Origin of the sequence: Haloarchaeobius pelagicus, from assembly GCF_051207375.1 — an archaeon.
In the GTDB taxonomy this organism is placed as follows: Archaea; Halobacteriota; Halobacteria; order Halobacteriales; family Natrialbaceae; genus Haloarchaeobius.
Genome location: NZ_JBPJZD010000004.1, coordinates 87,311 through 103,144, shown reverse-complemented (window position 1 = coordinate 103,144; position 15,834 = coordinate 87,311). Strand labels below are relative to the sequence as shown.

Here is a 15,834-nt window from a genome sequence, read left to right as displayed (position 1 = left end):
ACAGTGACTAACGACATAAAACCTGGTCTGCTGTTCGGCACCGAAGAACAGTCGTTCGCTATCGCTGTGGCTATGCGGCTCACGAATCGATCTGGATGCGCGAGAGCTGCGCTCTGCTGGATGCATCGTCCATCACATCCATGCCATGCGCTGCCATAAGGGAAATCTTTACATACTGGGAATAAACATGAACAATCGAGGTCAATCATGACACAGTCAACTGAACCGGGTGTGTTCAGACGGTTCGTGGATGAGATCGACCCCATCCCGTTCGTCTTCGGAGCTCTCGTCACGTTCGTCTTCATCGGACTGGCAGCTACGAAGACCGAGTGGGTGTCGAGCCAGATAACGACCGCATTCAGCGTGTTCGGGGAGGGGCTCGCGTGGCTCTACCTGCTGTCGATGCTCCTGATGCTGGTCGTCTGCGTGTATCTCATGGTCAGTCCCTACGGGCGAATCAAGCTCGGGGACAGCAAGCCAGAGTACAGCTACTTCTCGTACCTGGCGATGTTCTTCTCCGCGGGACTGTCCGCGGGAATCGTTTTCTTCGGGCCTGTCGAGGCGCTTACCCACTTTAGCTCCGTGCCCCCGGAGTTCGCTGGGAGCGCGGAGTCCGGGACGACCAGCGCGATGGTGCCCGCACTCGCGTACGCGATCTTCCACTATGGAGTGTCGGCGTGGGGTGGATACCTCGCGATAGGTATCCCGGTCGCCTACTACGTCTACAACCACGGTGCACCGTTCCGAACGTCCACCGTCCTGATGCCGATACTCGGCCAGGAGAACCTGAACGGCTTCGTCGGGCGCACCGTGGACACTCTGGCCGTCGTCGCGACGCTCGGAGGCATCGCGACGGGGCTGGGATTCATCGCGTCCCAGATCCTGACCGGAATCACCTATCGGACGGGGTTCCAGTTCGGCAATCTGGAGACCGTGCTCGCCATCTCCGGCATCACGATCATCTTCACCATCTCACTCGTCGCTGGCGTCGACCGCGGTATCCGGCGGCTCTCTGACTTCAATATCGCCGTCATGGGGCTCTTGCTGGCGGCCACGTTCGTGGGGGGTATCCTCCTGAACAGCGTCTCGGAACTCGCCGTGTTGAACACGGGGGCGATGGCCATCGGCACCTACGTCCAGAACTTCTTCCGGATGAGCCTGTTCACCGGGGTCGGTGTCGAGGGCGGAACCAGCTGGAGCTCGTTCTGGACCGTGTTCTACTGGTCCTGGTGGATCGCGTGGGCACCGTTCGTCGGCCTGTTCCTCGCCCGCATCTCGAAGGGCCGGACGATCCGCGAGGTGTTGTTCACCGCACTGGTCGCGATGACGTTCGTCTCGGTGGTCTGGTTCACCATCGTCGGCGGGACCTCGATGTGGCTCCAGCAGGCTGGCGTCACCGACATCCTCGGCGCAGTCTCGGAGTACGGGAACGGTGTCGCAGGCTACGCGCTGTTCGGGTCGCTCCCGCTCGGGGTGCTCTGGCAGCCGATCTTCCTGGTGCTGGTCGTCACGTTCTTCGCGACCTCGGCGGACTCGTCCACGCTGGCGGTAGCGATGCTGACCACCGGCGGGAAGGAGAACCCCTCCAGCCTCAACCGCATCTTCTGGGGAGTCCTTCAGGGGCTCATCGCGTCCATCCTCGTCGTGCTCGGTGGGGCCAGCGCGTTGCGCTCGTCCGTCATCATCACTGGCGCGCCATTCGCTATCGTCTGCGTGGTGTCCCTGGCCGTCTTCCTTCGCCAACTCGGGCGCGACCACGACAGCCTCATCTTCGACAGCGAAGCGACGTGGTTCAGTAGCCCTGACTCGTCGACCCAGGCCAACCGTCGCGTCGACGACGACATGGTCGGCGCACACAACGACTGACGCTCGTCTGCGCCCGGGGCAGCGCTTCACCCGTTCGGTGGTTCGGTTCGGATATCGAAGTCGCTCCCGTGGAGAAGGGCAGACAGACTCCGTATCGCTCCCCGACAGACTCGCTCGGCGAACCAGCACCGCGTTCTCTCCGATATCTCGATAGTGTGACCGCGACGAACGGTTCGGTGGTCGCGACCGGCTGCTGGCGGACCAAAAATTAATATGGTGGGATTCAGACGTACGACCATGGCAGCAGAACCACCAGTCTTCGACTACACCTCCTCTGCGCCCTGGGAGCAGGTCATCCGGGCGTACGGTGATACCGAGGACGTGAACGAGGCCGTTCGCGAGATGGTCGCCAACGGGAAGAGCAAGGCAGAGTCGTGGGAGGCGATCTGGGACCACGAAGTTCGGCGGTTCGAGACCGACCCCGACTTCCGGGCGGCCGTGAAGGAGATCTACGACACCGCCGGTGTCGACATCCTCAGTGTCACACCCTGGACCCACGACCCGAGCGTCTCCGAGCGTGCGGGCCAGCGTCGTGACCTCTCGCGATGGCAGTCCCGATTCGATTCGGCCGACTGGTTGCACAAGGTGACGACACCGGACGAAGCCCGACAGGTCGCTGCGGACGGGGACGTCGGTATCGTGTTGAACACCCAGAACGCGGGTGGCGCTATCGACGGGTCGATCGAGCGAATCGACGTGCTCTACAACGAGGGCGTTCGCCTGTTCCAGCTCACGTACAACTACCAGAACCTGCTTGGGACGGGCTGCAACGACCCGGCCGAGGGTGGCCTCTCCAAGTTCGGTCGGTCGGTCGTCGACCGGATAAACCAACTCGGCGGTGTCGTCGACGTCTCGCACTGCGGGAAGCAGACGACGCTCGACGTCATCGAGTACTCCGACGAGCCGGTCGCCGTCACGCACGCGACCTGCCAGTCTGTCTCGCATCACTACCGCGGAAAATCGGACGAGGAGATCGAGGCACTCGCCGCGGCTGACGGGTACATGGGCATCGTCACGCTGCCCTGGTTCATCGCGCCCGGTGTCGACGAACCGACGCTGGACATCTTCGTCGAGCACCTCTCCTATGCGGCCGATATCATGGGAGCCGACAACATCGGGCTCGGGACTGACTTCTACCCGGCTGACTCCCGGTTCCCCCGCGAACTCCTGGAGTACTACAAGGACCACATCGTCGAACTCGGCTTCGACCGCGAGAAGGTCGAACGTCGGAACATCGCGGCCGGTATCGGCGAGTTCGAGACCTACGAGGACTGGCCCGTCATCCGCGAGCGGCTTGGGGAGCAGTTCTCTGCTGCCGAACTGGACGGCATCCTCGGCGAGAACTTCCTCTCGTTCTGGGAGCGTTCCCGGTAGGTTCTGGAATCGAGGTCGGGAGTGCTGACCAGTCGCTCGGAGTCCAACAGGTCGCGCTCCTTCTCTGGTGACTGGACGTACTCCGGTTCCAGCGGGGCGACCCGCGCTTCCGCGGTGTCCTGTGTGCCCGAGAACTCACCGGGTCGTGCACCACGATACCATGCCAGTCATTGTCCTTAACAAAAGTTATTAATGTTGGCAAGCAGATGTTCTGCGTACAATGAGCACGGATCAACAGCAGTGTCGATCTCCTGTGAACGCGCTTCGCGATCCGTCAGAACTGATGCAGCCCGAACGGCTGGGGTCCCTGAAGCAGACGCGATTGAGTTTCGCACGGTTGCTGGTCGACAAGATGGTCCGCGAGAAGTGGCAGATCGAGGCGAGTGAGCTCAGCTTCGACGAGGCGGGGAACGGTCGCGCTGTCTATCGCATCGAGACCCCGTCGAGACAGTTCTCGTTCGTCGTCTTCTCCAAGGATACCGGCGAGGGAGAGAACTCCGCCCGCATCATCGCGGAGAACTGGGACATCCGTGCGTTCCTCTGCGAGGGTGAGGCGACCGAGGACCTCATCGAACAGCAGCACGCAGAGTTGCCGAAGGTGATGCGGGGCCGGGCGACTCCCGAGGTCCTCATCTGGACGCGGGCGAACCGAAGCTCCCGCTTCTTCGACCACATCATCGAGTCGCTGGCTGCGGGGCACCAGCCGGACATCGACCTGCTCGCGACGGGCGGGTACCTCATGCGTTCGTCGGGCTACTACGGGAACGGTCTCAACGGGACGAAGGTGTTCAAGGCGCTCGACGGCGACCACCCCCTGAGCGGTCCCTACATGGCGCAGATGCTCACCGTCTACATGCTGCGGGTCTTCGGATACGACCTGGCCGAACAGATGGCACAGGCTCGCAACGCCGATGCGGCCACCCTCGACGCGGATATCAAGCGGTATCTCGGCACGGGGAACTCCTCCGGTATCGGCATCATCCAGCACGTCATCACCCATCCCCAGTTGATGCACGCGTGGCTCCGAGCCAGGGAGGTGGCGCTGGCGCGGGCGAAGGCGACCGACCCGGACGACGCCGACGTAGAGCGCTTCCGGGCCGTCCTCGCGAAGGCCCAGCACTGGTTCGCCGAGGACGACAGCGACACTCGACACTTCTTCACCGACAAGGAGCGAATCGCCGACGAACTGGCCCAGGTCGGTGCCCGACTGGACGACCTGGAGCGTGATGCCGACGATTCGACGCTGTGGGAACGTCTCTGCGACTGGGCAGGCGACGCCCTGGAGATGGAGACCCAGGAGGTGTGTCACTCGTTGCTCATCGACGTCCATCCGGAGGTCTGTCGCGGCCTCGAATCCTCCCTCACCGTCTCCGAGAAGACCGATATCGAACCGGGAATGTCGCTTTCGACGCTCGAAACGCTGCTCTCGGAGAACTACCAGTGGGCGCTGGACATCGACCTGAGCCGACCGGACGCCCAGCACTACTTCTGGTACCGGTCTATCGAGAACGAGGAACCGCGGCTGGGCGTCCGGGGAGAGGACGACTACGACGAGTACGAACTCCAGGTCGATATCGCCCGACAGGTTCAGCGCCTCGCCGCCGACCTGTCCGATGCCGACGGTGCCGAGACGGTCGCCGAATTCCTGTTCGAGCACCCCGGGCACCGGTACATCGTCGAACGCATCCAGACCATCCACGGCCTCTCGTACGCAGAGGTGCGTGACAACCCCCTGGATGCGGACGTGGTTCCGCTGCACTACATCTCCTGTCTCAAGGCCATCTGGGGCATCCAGAAGGCACATCCCAAGTCCAAGGGCTGGGTTCGGGGAACGTTCTTCCAGGGTGCGCCCCTCCGCGAGGAAGTGGCGAACGGCGAGGACGCCTACTGGGTCTATCCACCGAAACCGGACCGGGGCGAGCACTGGGGTGATGCCTGATGCAGGTCAGCATCAGGGAGGTCCTGCAACTCGCCGAACGCTGCTTCGCCGCGGCCGACTTCTCGAAGGGGACTGCCCGCTCGCGGGCAGAGGCGATCTGGTGGACGGAAGCGTATCATGGGTCGGGCTTCTCGACACTCCATTCGATGCTCGACGGGCTCCCGTCGTACGACCGCTCGGCACTGCGCATGCGTGAGTCGGGCTCGCTGTTCTCGGTCGTCGACGGAGCGGACCAGCCGAGTATCGTCTCGATGGACGCCACGGTCGACCTCAGCTGTTCACATGCAGAACGGCACGGTGTCGGTCTCGGGTACGCGACCATCCCCGCGGACGACGAGACGCTCGCGACCATCGGCCACGCGGCCTTCAGAGTCGCCCAGCGTGGCCTCATTCCGCTCGTCCTGTACACCGATGGTGGCGAGCAGTCGGGGGCATACATCGGGTCGCCCGACCGTCCGTATCCGCTTCTGGCCGAGGTCGCCCTCGAGTCGCCCGCGGTGACTTTCGTCGACATCGTGGACGCCATCGAATCGGGGCTGTACCAGCAGCACCACACGCCCCTTGCGCAGGCAGTCTTCGACAGGGCCGATGACTCAGAGCTCTCGTTCGCCGATGAACGGTTGCTGAAGCGACTCCTCCAGGGGGCGACCGAACCGTCGCCGACGGCAGGGTCCGAGGCCGACCCCGGTGTCGTTGTCCTCTGTCTGGACCCGACCCACGCACGCTTCACGGACGGGCTCCAGGGCATCCCAGAACGGTTCGTCGACGACCACGAGACTTCGTTGGAGACGGTGTTCCGCCCGGGACGCATCGAGGGCCGGGTCGAGACGCTGATGAACGACGGGGTCGAGGTCGACCGCCAGCGATGGGAGGACGTCTTCGAATTCAACACTGGGGTGCTGGCCCCGCCGTTCGAGGGCTCGGAGAAGGGCGCTGGATTCGGCCTGAACGACTGAACCGCGTCACCGAAATTTTTAGGAGGGTTCGGTTACAGCTTTTTGGTAACACCAGTCACAGTGACTGGTTCGTCAGGCGTGGTCGACGAGAGCGACGGCTTCGTCTCCCAGGCACCCCGACCGGCCGGGTACCGAGTCTGTCCCGATACCGGCCTCCCCGGCCCGGGTGCTGACCACCCCTGCGAGCGCCAGCTGTCGCACACAGCACACAGGCACGCACATGACAGATACGAACTTCCAGTACATCGACGGCGAATGGACCGATGGCGAAAGCACCGACGAGATCGCAGTCCGGAACCCCGCTGCACCAGCGGAACCGGTCGTCACCTTCGACGGTGCCAGTCGAGCACAGGCGGTACGTGCGGTCACCGCCGCGGACGACGCGAGCGAGGAGTGGAGTAACACTGCGCCCTCAGAGCGTGATTCGCTCCTTTACGACGTTGCAGACCGTATCGAAGCCAGACAGGAGGAACTAGCGGAGACACTCACCCGCGAGGAGGGGAAACCCATCTCCTCGAGCCGCGGGGAGGTCGGCCGCGCAGCAGAGATATTCCGGTTCTTCGCAAGCTACGCACGGAGCGCAACCGGCGATACCATCCCTTCGAACGACCCGGACACCTTCACCTACACGTTTCGAGAACCACTTGGTGTCGTTACCATCGTCACGCCGTGGAACTTCCCCATCGCGACACCCAGCTGGAAGCTCGCGACGGCGCTCTCGACCGGGAACACCGTCGTGTTCAAACCGTCCTCCGAGACGCCGATGATCGCCCGATTGCTCGTCCAGATTCTCGACGAGGCGGGGGTCCCCGACGGCGTAGTGAACCTCGTGGTCGGTTCCGGGTCGACCGTCGGCGACGAACTGACGACGAACGAGCGAGTCGACGGCGTTTCGTTCACCGGGTCGACGGACACCGGCCAACACATCGCGGACACGGTCGCGGACCGCATCCCTGTCCAGACCGAGATGGGTGGGAAGAACCCCCTCGTGGTGCTCCCGGATGCTGACATCGACGCGGCAGCCGAGGCCGCCATCGGCGGCGCGTTCGGCGGGACGGGCCAGGCGTGCACCGCCACGAGCCGGCTCCTCGTCCACGAGGACATCGCCGACGAACTCACCGAGGCCGTCGTCGAGCGCGCGGAATCGCTCACCATCGGCCCCGGGATGGAAGACCCCGACATGGGGCCCGCCGTCTCCGAGGGCGAAGACGAGTCGAACTTCCACTACATCGACGTCGCGGCCGACGAGGGTGCGACGCTTGTCTCGGGCGGGGACCGCCCGGCGGAGATGGAGTCGGGCTACTTCATCGAGCCGACCGTGTTCACCGACGTGCACTCCGAGATGCGTATCGCCCAGGAAGAGGTATTCGGTCCGGTCCTCTCGATTATCGAGGTCGCAGACTTCGAGGAGGCCGTCTCTGTGGCCAACGACGTCGACTTCGGTCTGTCCGCGAGTATCTTCACGAGTGACATGGCCCGCGCCCGCGCCTTCACCGAACAGGTCGAAGCCGGCGTGATAAAGGTGAACGGCACGACGACCGGCTCTCAGATACAGCTCCCGTTCGGGGGCATGAAAGCGTCGTCCGCGGAGACCCAGAAGGAGATGGGCCAGCGTGCCTACGAGTTCTACACGCACGAGAAGGTGGTGTACCGCACGGACCCGTAGCTGTGCCGAGCATGTGGTCGGGTCGGAGCCGCCTGCCTGTTCCGCGCTGACCAGACGCGTCAGCTCCCGAATCGGGTCGGGAGAACTCGTGTACCGGGACGAAAACAGTAAAACGAGACACACTGACTGTCAATACCTACCAAAGAATGGCGACGAAATTGTACTCACAGAGTGACGTTGAGCGGCACATCCAGCTCGAATCTGCGCTCGAGGTGGTCGAACGGACGTACGTCGAGACCGCGAACGGGCGGGTGCTGAACCCCCCGAAGATGACGATGCACCTCGGCGACGACGGTGAATGGCCGAACAAGAACGCCTTCTCCATCGACATGCCAGCCTACGTCGACTGGATGGGGGTCGCCGGGATGAAGTGGGCGGTCGCGACCTGGGATGCCAAGACCGACCGTCCCATCAGTTCCCGCATCCTCTTGTTCGACCTGGACCGCGGGGAGTTCAAATCGGTCATGGAGGGAATGTACCTCACCGGCGTCCGGACCGCACTCCAGTCGGTCGTCGGCCTGAAACGCCTCTCACACACGAGACCGGCGTCTATCGGCGTCTTCGGTGCCGGCTTCCAGGCGGAGTTCCAGCTGAACGTCATCGACGCACTGGTCGGAGTGGACGAATTCCGTGTGTTCGACACGGACGACGACACCGCTCGCGCATTCGAGCAGAAAATGGATGCGCAGGTCGAAGCCGATGTCGTCAGCCACGATTCGCCAGAGACCGTCGCATCGAGTGATGCCGTGATCACGGTCACGAACTCGAAGACGCCCGTCCTGGAGGAACGATGGCTCGACGACCCGGGACTCGTCATCGCACTGGGCTCGTATCGCGAACTGCCCGACGAAACGATCTTCGGCTGTGACCACCTCATCGTCGACGACGTCGAGCAGTGTCTGCAGCGAGGAACGCTCGCTGATGCAGCCGACCGGGGCGAGCTCGACCGGACCAGTATCGACTCGACCATCGGCGACGTCCTCGCGGACGAGTACCAGGCAGAAATCGACTCGGACGGACGAGTCCTCTTCGTGCCGATCGGGATGGGCTCGCTGGATATCGCACTCGCAGAACTCGTCCATGGGAACGAGGCGGGACGCGGCTCCGTCTCCGAGTTCGAGTTCCACTGAGAGCGACACCGGCGGCCAGCGAATCGACGGATCCGTCTCGAAGACCTACCGGGCGAATACCTCTCTTGTCGTGCTGAGTTCTGTCACGCCAACCCCGGTGAGACAGGCGATAAAGGCGGTCGTGCCGAGTTTCCCACCAGCTCCAGCGAACGCCGGCGCAACCGTCACGAAGACGACGCCGCACAGCACTCCAGCCAGACCAACCGATGCTTCGGTTTCCAGGCGCTCGGTCGAAGACATCCCGACGAACGACGAGCAGTACGCCGCGGAAGCGAGCACGCTACCCAGATTGGGCGAGACGACAGGCAGGGATACACCTGCCACGAGGCCGACAAGCGCCGACGCGACCACCGGTCCGAGGCCGAAACGGGTGCTCGCGACGAAGGTCACGACAGCACCGACCGCCGTCACGGGAACCACGAATGCGATGCTGGACAACGGGAGTGCGGTGCTGGCTGCGTAGTCGACGCCAGTCACCATCCCTGCAGTCAGACAGCCGAACAGTGCCAGTGTCCCGAGTTTCCCGCCGACCCCGGTGAACGTTCCGCGCGCAGCGACGAAGGCGACGCCGGCGAGCAGTGCCGCGACGAGGACGGGTGTAACGGACGGGAACACAGTCGGGGAAACCATCCCGACGAACGACCCGCAATAGGCGGCGGTGTCCACTTCCGGTAGCCACAGGCCCGCGCCGAGGCCGACGAGCGCCGAGGAGACGACGGGTCCGAGACCGGCGTGGACGCTTAGACCATAGGTGATGCCTGCAGCGATGACGATGGCGAAGCCGTCCGCGACATCGGCGGTATCGAACTCCCACTCGACGATTCCGTCGAAGACACGCTCCTGCTCGATGCCGACGGTTACTGCGCCGACGAACAGGAGCCCGCCACCAACCCCCAGCTCTGCCACGGGGGCACTATCTCGGGCGAGGAGGGTGCGGACGAGCAGCGCGCTCGGCGTTGCCACTAACGCCGCGTAACCGGCGCTTCTGAACAGTCTCTTCACGGAGAATCGTCATCGAATTCGACACTAAAGCATTTCGGTAGATGGGACCACCGTCGGCGGGGAAATAGCTAGCTGCGGGCTGCGCTGTTCACCGAGCTAGTCGATGGAAACCGCGACGATAGGGAGACTGGGTTTTCCGGCGAGCCCAGAGAGGGATGCAGCCACCCGGGTAGCCCGCGTCGGTTGACCGTAATGGGGGTCATTCGCTATCATTTACTAGACAATGCCGAGGTGATTCAGCAGAGTAGATGAGAGCCTTTCGCGATGTGCTTATTGGATTTTACTTCTCGCTAGTGAGGTAGGGAAACTGTTCTCTGCATCAAAAACAAATACTTACAATATTCATAGTAAATTGCATCTGTCCAGAGCTTGGTGTTCAAATACTCATAAACAGCCAATGGGGGGCCACAATCTTATACAACAGATATAGTTAAATCGTAGTATGATTCAGAGCGAAGCCGACAAATGGCATTTAATTGTCTTTGTGGCATGTATGTGACTTTGGTATATTGGGCCGTTATAGATTCCCAGAAGCACCACAGTCATGCAACCCTATTGCCTCGATAAGTCACCTGCTCAGAATCCTGATGCGACACCACGCGTATCCGGTGACACAGATTTATACAGGCACACGTTGAGCAATCTGGTATGCAAATCGACGGAATTAGAGTCATCGACCTCACTCGACTTCTTCCAGGAGGGTACACGTCACAACTCTTGGCGGAGATGGGTGCCGATGTAATCAAAGTCGAAGACCCAGATGTGGGTGACTACGCCCGAAACCAGCCTCCGTCGACCCCAGAAGACGTTGGCGCACTCTTCACGGCGGTCAATCGAGGGAAACGAAGCATCGTCTTGGACCTGAAATCAGAGAAAGGGCTAGAGAGACTGTACCGGCTCGTGGAAACTGCCGATGTGTTTTTCGAGGGCTTCCGGCCCGGTGTTGCAGAACGTCTCGGTATCGACTACGAGTCGATTCGAGAGCAAAATCCTGAAATCGTCTACTGTTCGCTGTCTGGCTATGGACAGACAGGTCCCCTGCGCAATCAGCCCGGACACGACCTCAATTACGCAGGGGTCGCAGGGCTACTGGACATGACCCGACATGACGAGGACCATCGCCCGCCAGTCCCCGGGTTCCCAATGGCCGATCTTGCTGCCGGTCTCTTTGCGGGCTTCAGTATCGTAAGCGAGTTGCTCAGCCAGCACCTCCAGCCGGAGAATGCAGGAAACTACCTGGATGTCTCGATGACGGACGTTGGATACGCCTTCGGCCAGGTGGCTACACTGGAAGCGTTGTGTGGAAACGACCCTCGCCCGGGGGAGACCACACTCACGGGGAAATACCCCTGTTACGATGTGTACGAGACGGCCGACGAGCGATACGTGACGCTCGCTGCACTCGAACCGAAGTTCTGGAGGGAATTCTGTTCCGTTATCGGTCGTGAGGACCTCGTAGACGAACACATGTCCTCCGATGGTGCCGTTCGGGAAGCCCTCGAAAGTGAGCTTCGAGAGGTATTCAGAACCCGAACGAGGAGCGAGTGGAGAGCAGAGTTCACAGGAACAGAGGTCCCCTTTGGCGTTGTCAACACACCAAAGGAGACGCTTTCGGACCCACACATCACGTCTCGGGGTCTCGTACAGACGGGACCGGACGGGCGTTCAGTCCCGCACCCGGTATTCCCCGTGAAGACCGCGAATGGATTGGAAGACGAACTCTTCGAGTATCCAGCGCATGGAGAGCACACCGACGAAGTGCTTGAGGAACTAGGGTACTGAACAATCGAGCGGTACATTTTCACTTGAACAAGAGGTAGACAGCCTGTTGTGGCACGGAAGTGGCTGTCACAGTTCCCGGCACAGCCAGGAGTCGAGTCGACTGTCTGGGAGTCTCGGGCGCTTGCTCCGGTGTCGATGGCTCGCTGGCTGGCTCAGGCAGTCGGGTCTGACGTGCGTTCGCGGAGTTCGGTCCGCCGAATCTTGCCGGTCATCGTCATCGGCAGCTCGTCGATGAACTCGATCTCTCGCGGGTATTCGTGGGCTGCATGACGTTCCCGAACGAAGTTCTTGATGTCGTCAATGACCTCCTGAGTCTGTTCGGTGTCCTCGGATGGGACGACGTACGCTTTCACGATGTTGCCCTTCTCCTCGTGGGGTTTTGGAACGACAGCTGCGTCGGCCACCGCGGGATGCTCGACGAGACTGGACTCGATATCGAACGGTCCGATCCGGTACCCCGAAGAGAGGATAACGTCGTCAGCACGACCCTGATAGAACAGGTATCCTTCCTCGTCGAGTTCGACGAGGTCGCTCGTCATCACGTACCCATCGAGGGTCGCGTTTTCGGTCTTCTCAGGCCGTTCCCAGTATTCGAGGAACGTACAGGGATACTCACCGATGGCGACCTCACCGATTTCGCCGGGTTCGATCTCGTTCATCGTCCCCGGTTCGACGACTTTCACGTCGATTCCCGGATGGGGCCGACCCATGCTTCCTGGCTTGACGTCCTGGAACAGGTAGTTCGACACCGTCATGCCATACGTTTCCGAGGTCCCATAGGCGTCGAGGATGGGGACACCGAATCGCTCCTCTGCCCATTCGATGACGGCTGGGTTCAGGGGTTCGCCCATGGAGATGATCGTCTCGACGGAGTTGTCGATATCGTCGAGCAACTCGTCGTTGTTCATGATGACCCGGAACGCGGTCGGGACCGCAAAGAAGATACTGACGGGGTATTCGTCGAGGATGCTCACCCACTCTTGCAGGTCGAAGTCACCGCTGTAGATGAGCGTTGGGACACCCCAGAACCAGGCACCGAGTGGATGCAGACCAGTAAGCCACCCGGGGTCTGCGACGTTCCAGTACAGGTCCTCGTCGGGATCCATGTTGCACGGCAGGTCGGTGAATCCAGCGTTGCCGATGGTGAATTTATGACCGTGGAGGACGCCTTTCGCTGGCCCGGTCGTCCCGGACGTGTAGTACAGAAGCGCAGGGTCTTCGGGACCGGTCTTTGCGGTATCGAACTCCGTAGACACCCCTTCGGTCTCTGCAAGCAGGTCCAGATCGTCATCGTCCACGCCCTCGTCGTTTCTGTCGACGACGACGATGTGTTCGACGCTGTCGACGTTCTCGGTCGCTTCGGCGATCGTGTCTCGATACTCGGGGACGGTAACGACGACAGTTGCTCGCGAATCTTCGAGACGGTACTCTGTTGCGTCGACCCCGTAGCGCGAGTTGATCGATCCGAACACAGCGCCTGTCTTCAGAATCGCGAGGATACTGAAGTAGTGCTCAGGAATGCGGGGCATGTAGGTGAATACCCGGTCTCCACGGGAGACACCTGCGTCAGCGAGGACGTTTGCGACTCGGTTGGATTCGTCATCCAGTTCTCCGAAGGTGTATCGCTCTTCGCTTCCATCTTCACCTCGCCAGATGAGTCCAAGGTTGTCGCGGTCTTCTCCAGTGTGGCGACTGACCGACTCGTGCCCGAAGTTCAATTCTGTCTCCCCGTCCCAGTCACACGCCTCACGATACGAGTCCCAGCTGAACGAATCACACACTGAGTCGTAATCGTCAGCCGTGTGGTTTGGCATCTCTTGGCTAACCATCGTCACATTAGACGGCAACGTGAACACAGATAAATATTCCCTATATTATCAATATTATTATGGGGGTTTCGTCGAGGTGACGGCGTCATCGACTGCACAGCATTTGACGCGAAGGTTTAGTAGGTAGCTGTGAGAGCTAGGTATCAGACATCATGAGTTCGGTTCAACCCGAGCAGACAGAGCTGTTAGTCATCGGTGCTGGCCCAGGTGGATACGTCGCAGCGATCCGTGCTGCTCAGAACGGGCTCGACGTGACCCTGGCAGATGCAGACGCTGTCGGTGGGACCTGCCTCAATTACGGATGTATCCCGTCGAAAGCACTCATCAGTGCAACAGACCGCGTGCATCAGGCCGGGGCGGCAACCGAGATGGGAATCTACAGTGACCCGTACGTCGACATAGCTGAACTGGCCGCCTGGAAAGACGGTGTGGTCGACCGGCTCACATCTGGAGTCGAAGGCCTCTGCAAACAGAACGACATCTCGCTGATCAAGGGTCACGTCACATTCGAGACCGAGTGTACTGCACGTGCTGAGACTGCAGATGGCACACTGGATATCGAGTTCGAGAACGCGATTATCGCGACGGGCAGCCGGCCGATGACACTCGACGGGTTCGACGTCGGCGATGGGCCGATCCTCGACTCGCGACAGGCGCTCGAATTATCTACCGTCCCGTCGAAGCTGGTCGTCGTCGGGGGTGGCTACATCGGGATGGAACTTGGAACGGTGTTTCGGAAACTTGGCGCTGAGGTGACCGTGGTCGAGATGCTCGACCAGGTCCTGCCCGGGTATGATGCTGAACTTGCAGCTGCTGTAGAACAGCGTGCGGACGAGTTGGGTATCGAACTCCGGTTCGGACAGGCTGTGAAAGACTGGGAACACGACGGTGAACACGTCTCACTGACTGCCGTCGATGCGGATGAAAACGAGTACGAATACGATTGTGAAGCCGTCCTCGTTGCCGTCGGTCGTGAGCCAGTGACCGACTCGCTTGGATTGGATTCCCTCGAGGTGGAACTGACTGAACAGGGGGTCGTCCCGACGGACTCCACGGGAGAGACGCCATGTGAGGGCATCTACGCGGTCGGTGACGTTGCAGGGGAACCGATGCTCGCGCACAAAGCGAGCATGGAGGGGATGGTGGCTGCGGATGCCGTCGCAGGAATGGATGTGACCCGTGAAGGACGGAGTATCCCTGCGGTCGTCTTCACCGACCCCGAGGTCGCGACGGTAGGTCTCTCAGCAACAGAAGCACGAGAGCGTGGGTTCGACCCGGTAACCGGTCGGTTTCCCCTGTCGGCAAACGGTCGCGCCCTCTCCCTTGACACCGACGAGGGATTCGTACGCCTAGTTGCCGCGGCAGACTCTGGCCGCCTCCTCGGGGCCGCAATCGTCGGACCCGAAGCGAGCGAACTCATCGCTGAGCCCACGTTGGCTATCCAGAATGGGCTGACCATCGCCGACATCGCGAACACCGTTCATGCACACCCGACGCTCTCGGAGGCAGTGATGGAAAGTGCAGAGGATGTCTTCGGGACGCCGATTCACTGGCCAGGAACCTGACCAGGAAAGAGGGGTCACACGGAGAGGTATCGGTCCTTGATCTCCTGGTTCTCGCGGACGGCATCGCTGTCCCCTTCGAACGTGATAACGCCTTCATCGAGAACGTATGCATGCTGGCTGATCGTCAAGGCGAGTTCGACGTTCTGTTCCACGAGTAGCATCGTCGTTCCGTCTCGGTTTATGTCCACCAGGATGTCCCCGAGCTCGTCGACAAGCGTCGGCATCAGTCCCTCGGTCGGTTCGTCGATGAGCAGGAGGTCGGGTTCTGACATGAGTGCTCTGCCGATGGTGAGCATCTGCTGTTCGCCGCCGCTCATCTGTCCAGCGGGCTGATCGACCCGTTCGGCCAACCGAGGAAAATACTCGAACACCTCGTCGAGAAGACTGTCGATGGGTCGTTCGACATCGTGGCCGACATACCCGAGCCGAAGATTCTCACCGACACTCAGGTGAGGAAACACGCGTCGGGTCTCGGGGATTATCGCGATCCCACGCCTGGCCGTCTCGTGTGGTTCGGCCCCCGTCACGTCTTCACCGCGGAAGGTGACTGACCCCGATTTGGGTGTGACGAGACCCATGATGGAGTTGAGTGTCGTCGATTTTCCGGCCCCATTCCTTCCGATCAAGGTCACCAGCGAACCGGATTCGACCGACATGGACACGTCGTACAGGATGTGGCTCCGGCCGTAGTAGGAGTTCACGTTCGTAAGCTCGAGGAATGCCAT

The 15,834-nt window shown here is 61.3% G+C and carries 11 protein-coding genes; 8 read left to right on the top strand and 3 right to left on the bottom strand.

Annotated features, from left to right (window positions below; translation table 11 throughout):
- Positions 1-207: 207 nt before the first annotated feature.
- The 6 genes from ACSC1S_RS21345 (at position 208) to ACSC1S_RS21320 (ending at position 8,931) form a co-directional block, all read left to right on the top strand.
- Positions 208-1,866 (top strand): BCCT family transporter, encoded by a 1,659-nt coding sequence (locus ACSC1S_RS21345; RefSeq protein ID WP_435366085.1) that lies wholly within the window; start codon positions 208-210, stop codon positions 1,864-1,866.
- A 237-nt stretch (positions 1,867-2,103) separates the two neighbouring features.
- Positions 2,104-3,240 carry a dipeptidase gene (locus ACSC1S_RS21340; protein ID WP_435366084.1) on the top strand — a complete coding sequence of 379 codons (1,137 nt, stop codon included), beginning with the start codon at positions 2,104-2,106 and terminating at the stop codon, positions 3,238-3,240.
- Between the two features lie 283 nt (positions 3,241-3,523).
- Positions 3,524-5,179 carry a hypothetical protein gene (locus tag ACSC1S_RS21335; RefSeq protein ID WP_435366083.1) on the top strand — a complete coding sequence of 552 codons (1,656 nt, stop codon included), beginning with the start codon at positions 3,524-3,526 and terminating at the stop codon, positions 5,177-5,179.
- Positions 5,179-6,135 carry a hypothetical protein gene (locus ACSC1S_RS21330; RefSeq protein WP_435366082.1) on the top strand — a complete coding sequence of 319 codons (957 nt, stop codon included), beginning with the start codon at positions 5,179-5,181 and terminating at the stop codon, positions 6,133-6,135. The genes ACSC1S_RS21335 and ACSC1S_RS21330 overlap by 1 nt, the downstream gene beginning before the upstream one ends.
- Positions 6,136-6,355: 220 nt before the next feature.
- A complete protein-coding gene (locus ACSC1S_RS21325) occupies positions 6,356-7,801 on the top strand; it encodes an aldehyde dehydrogenase family protein (protein WP_435366081.1) in 1,446 nt (481 codons plus the stop codon).
- A gap of 146 nt (positions 7,802-7,947) precedes the next feature.
- The gene (locus tag ACSC1S_RS21320; protein ID WP_435366080.1) at positions 7,948-8,931 is read left to right on the top strand and encodes an ornithine cyclodeaminase family protein; all 984 of its coding nucleotides are present in this window, start codon (positions 7,948-7,950) and stop codon (positions 8,929-8,931) included.
- A gap of 45 nt (positions 8,932-8,976) precedes the next feature.
- Here ACSC1S_RS21320 and ACSC1S_RS21315 read toward each other — a convergent pair whose 3' ends face one another.
- Positions 8,977-9,894, bottom strand: a complete 918-nt coding sequence (locus ACSC1S_RS21315) for a hypothetical protein (protein WP_435366079.1) — start codon at positions 9,892-9,894, stop codon at positions 8,977-8,979.
- 687 nt (positions 9,895-10,581) lie between these two features.
- Between ACSC1S_RS21315 and ACSC1S_RS21310 the strand changes: the two genes are divergently transcribed.
- Positions 10,582-11,715, top strand: coding sequence for a CaiB/BaiF CoA transferase family protein (locus ACSC1S_RS21310; RefSeq protein WP_435366078.1), 1,134 nt, complete (start codon positions 10,582-10,584; stop codon positions 11,713-11,715).
- A 152-nt stretch (positions 11,716-11,867) separates the two neighbouring features.
- On the opposite strand, the gene ACSC1S_RS21305 is transcribed toward ACSC1S_RS21310, so the two are convergent.
- A complete protein-coding gene (locus ACSC1S_RS21305) occupies positions 11,868-13,544 on the bottom strand; it encodes an acetate--CoA ligase (RefSeq protein ID WP_435366077.1) in 1,677 nt (558 codons plus the stop codon).
- A 152-nt stretch (positions 13,545-13,696) separates the two neighbouring features.
- On the opposite strand from ACSC1S_RS21305, the gene lpdA reads away from it, so the two are divergent.
- Positions 13,697-15,109: a dihydrolipoyl dehydrogenase gene (gene lpdA, locus ACSC1S_RS21300; RefSeq protein WP_435366076.1), complete on the top strand. Its 1,413-nt coding sequence runs from the start codon at positions 13,697-13,699 to the stop codon at positions 15,107-15,109.
- 14 nt (positions 15,110-15,123) lie between these two features.
- Here the strand turns inward: lpdA and ACSC1S_RS21295 are convergent, their stop codons facing one another.
- Positions 15,124-15,834, bottom strand: a complete 711-nt coding sequence (locus ACSC1S_RS21295; protein ID WP_435366075.1) for an ABC transporter ATP-binding protein — start codon at positions 15,832-15,834, stop codon at positions 15,124-15,126.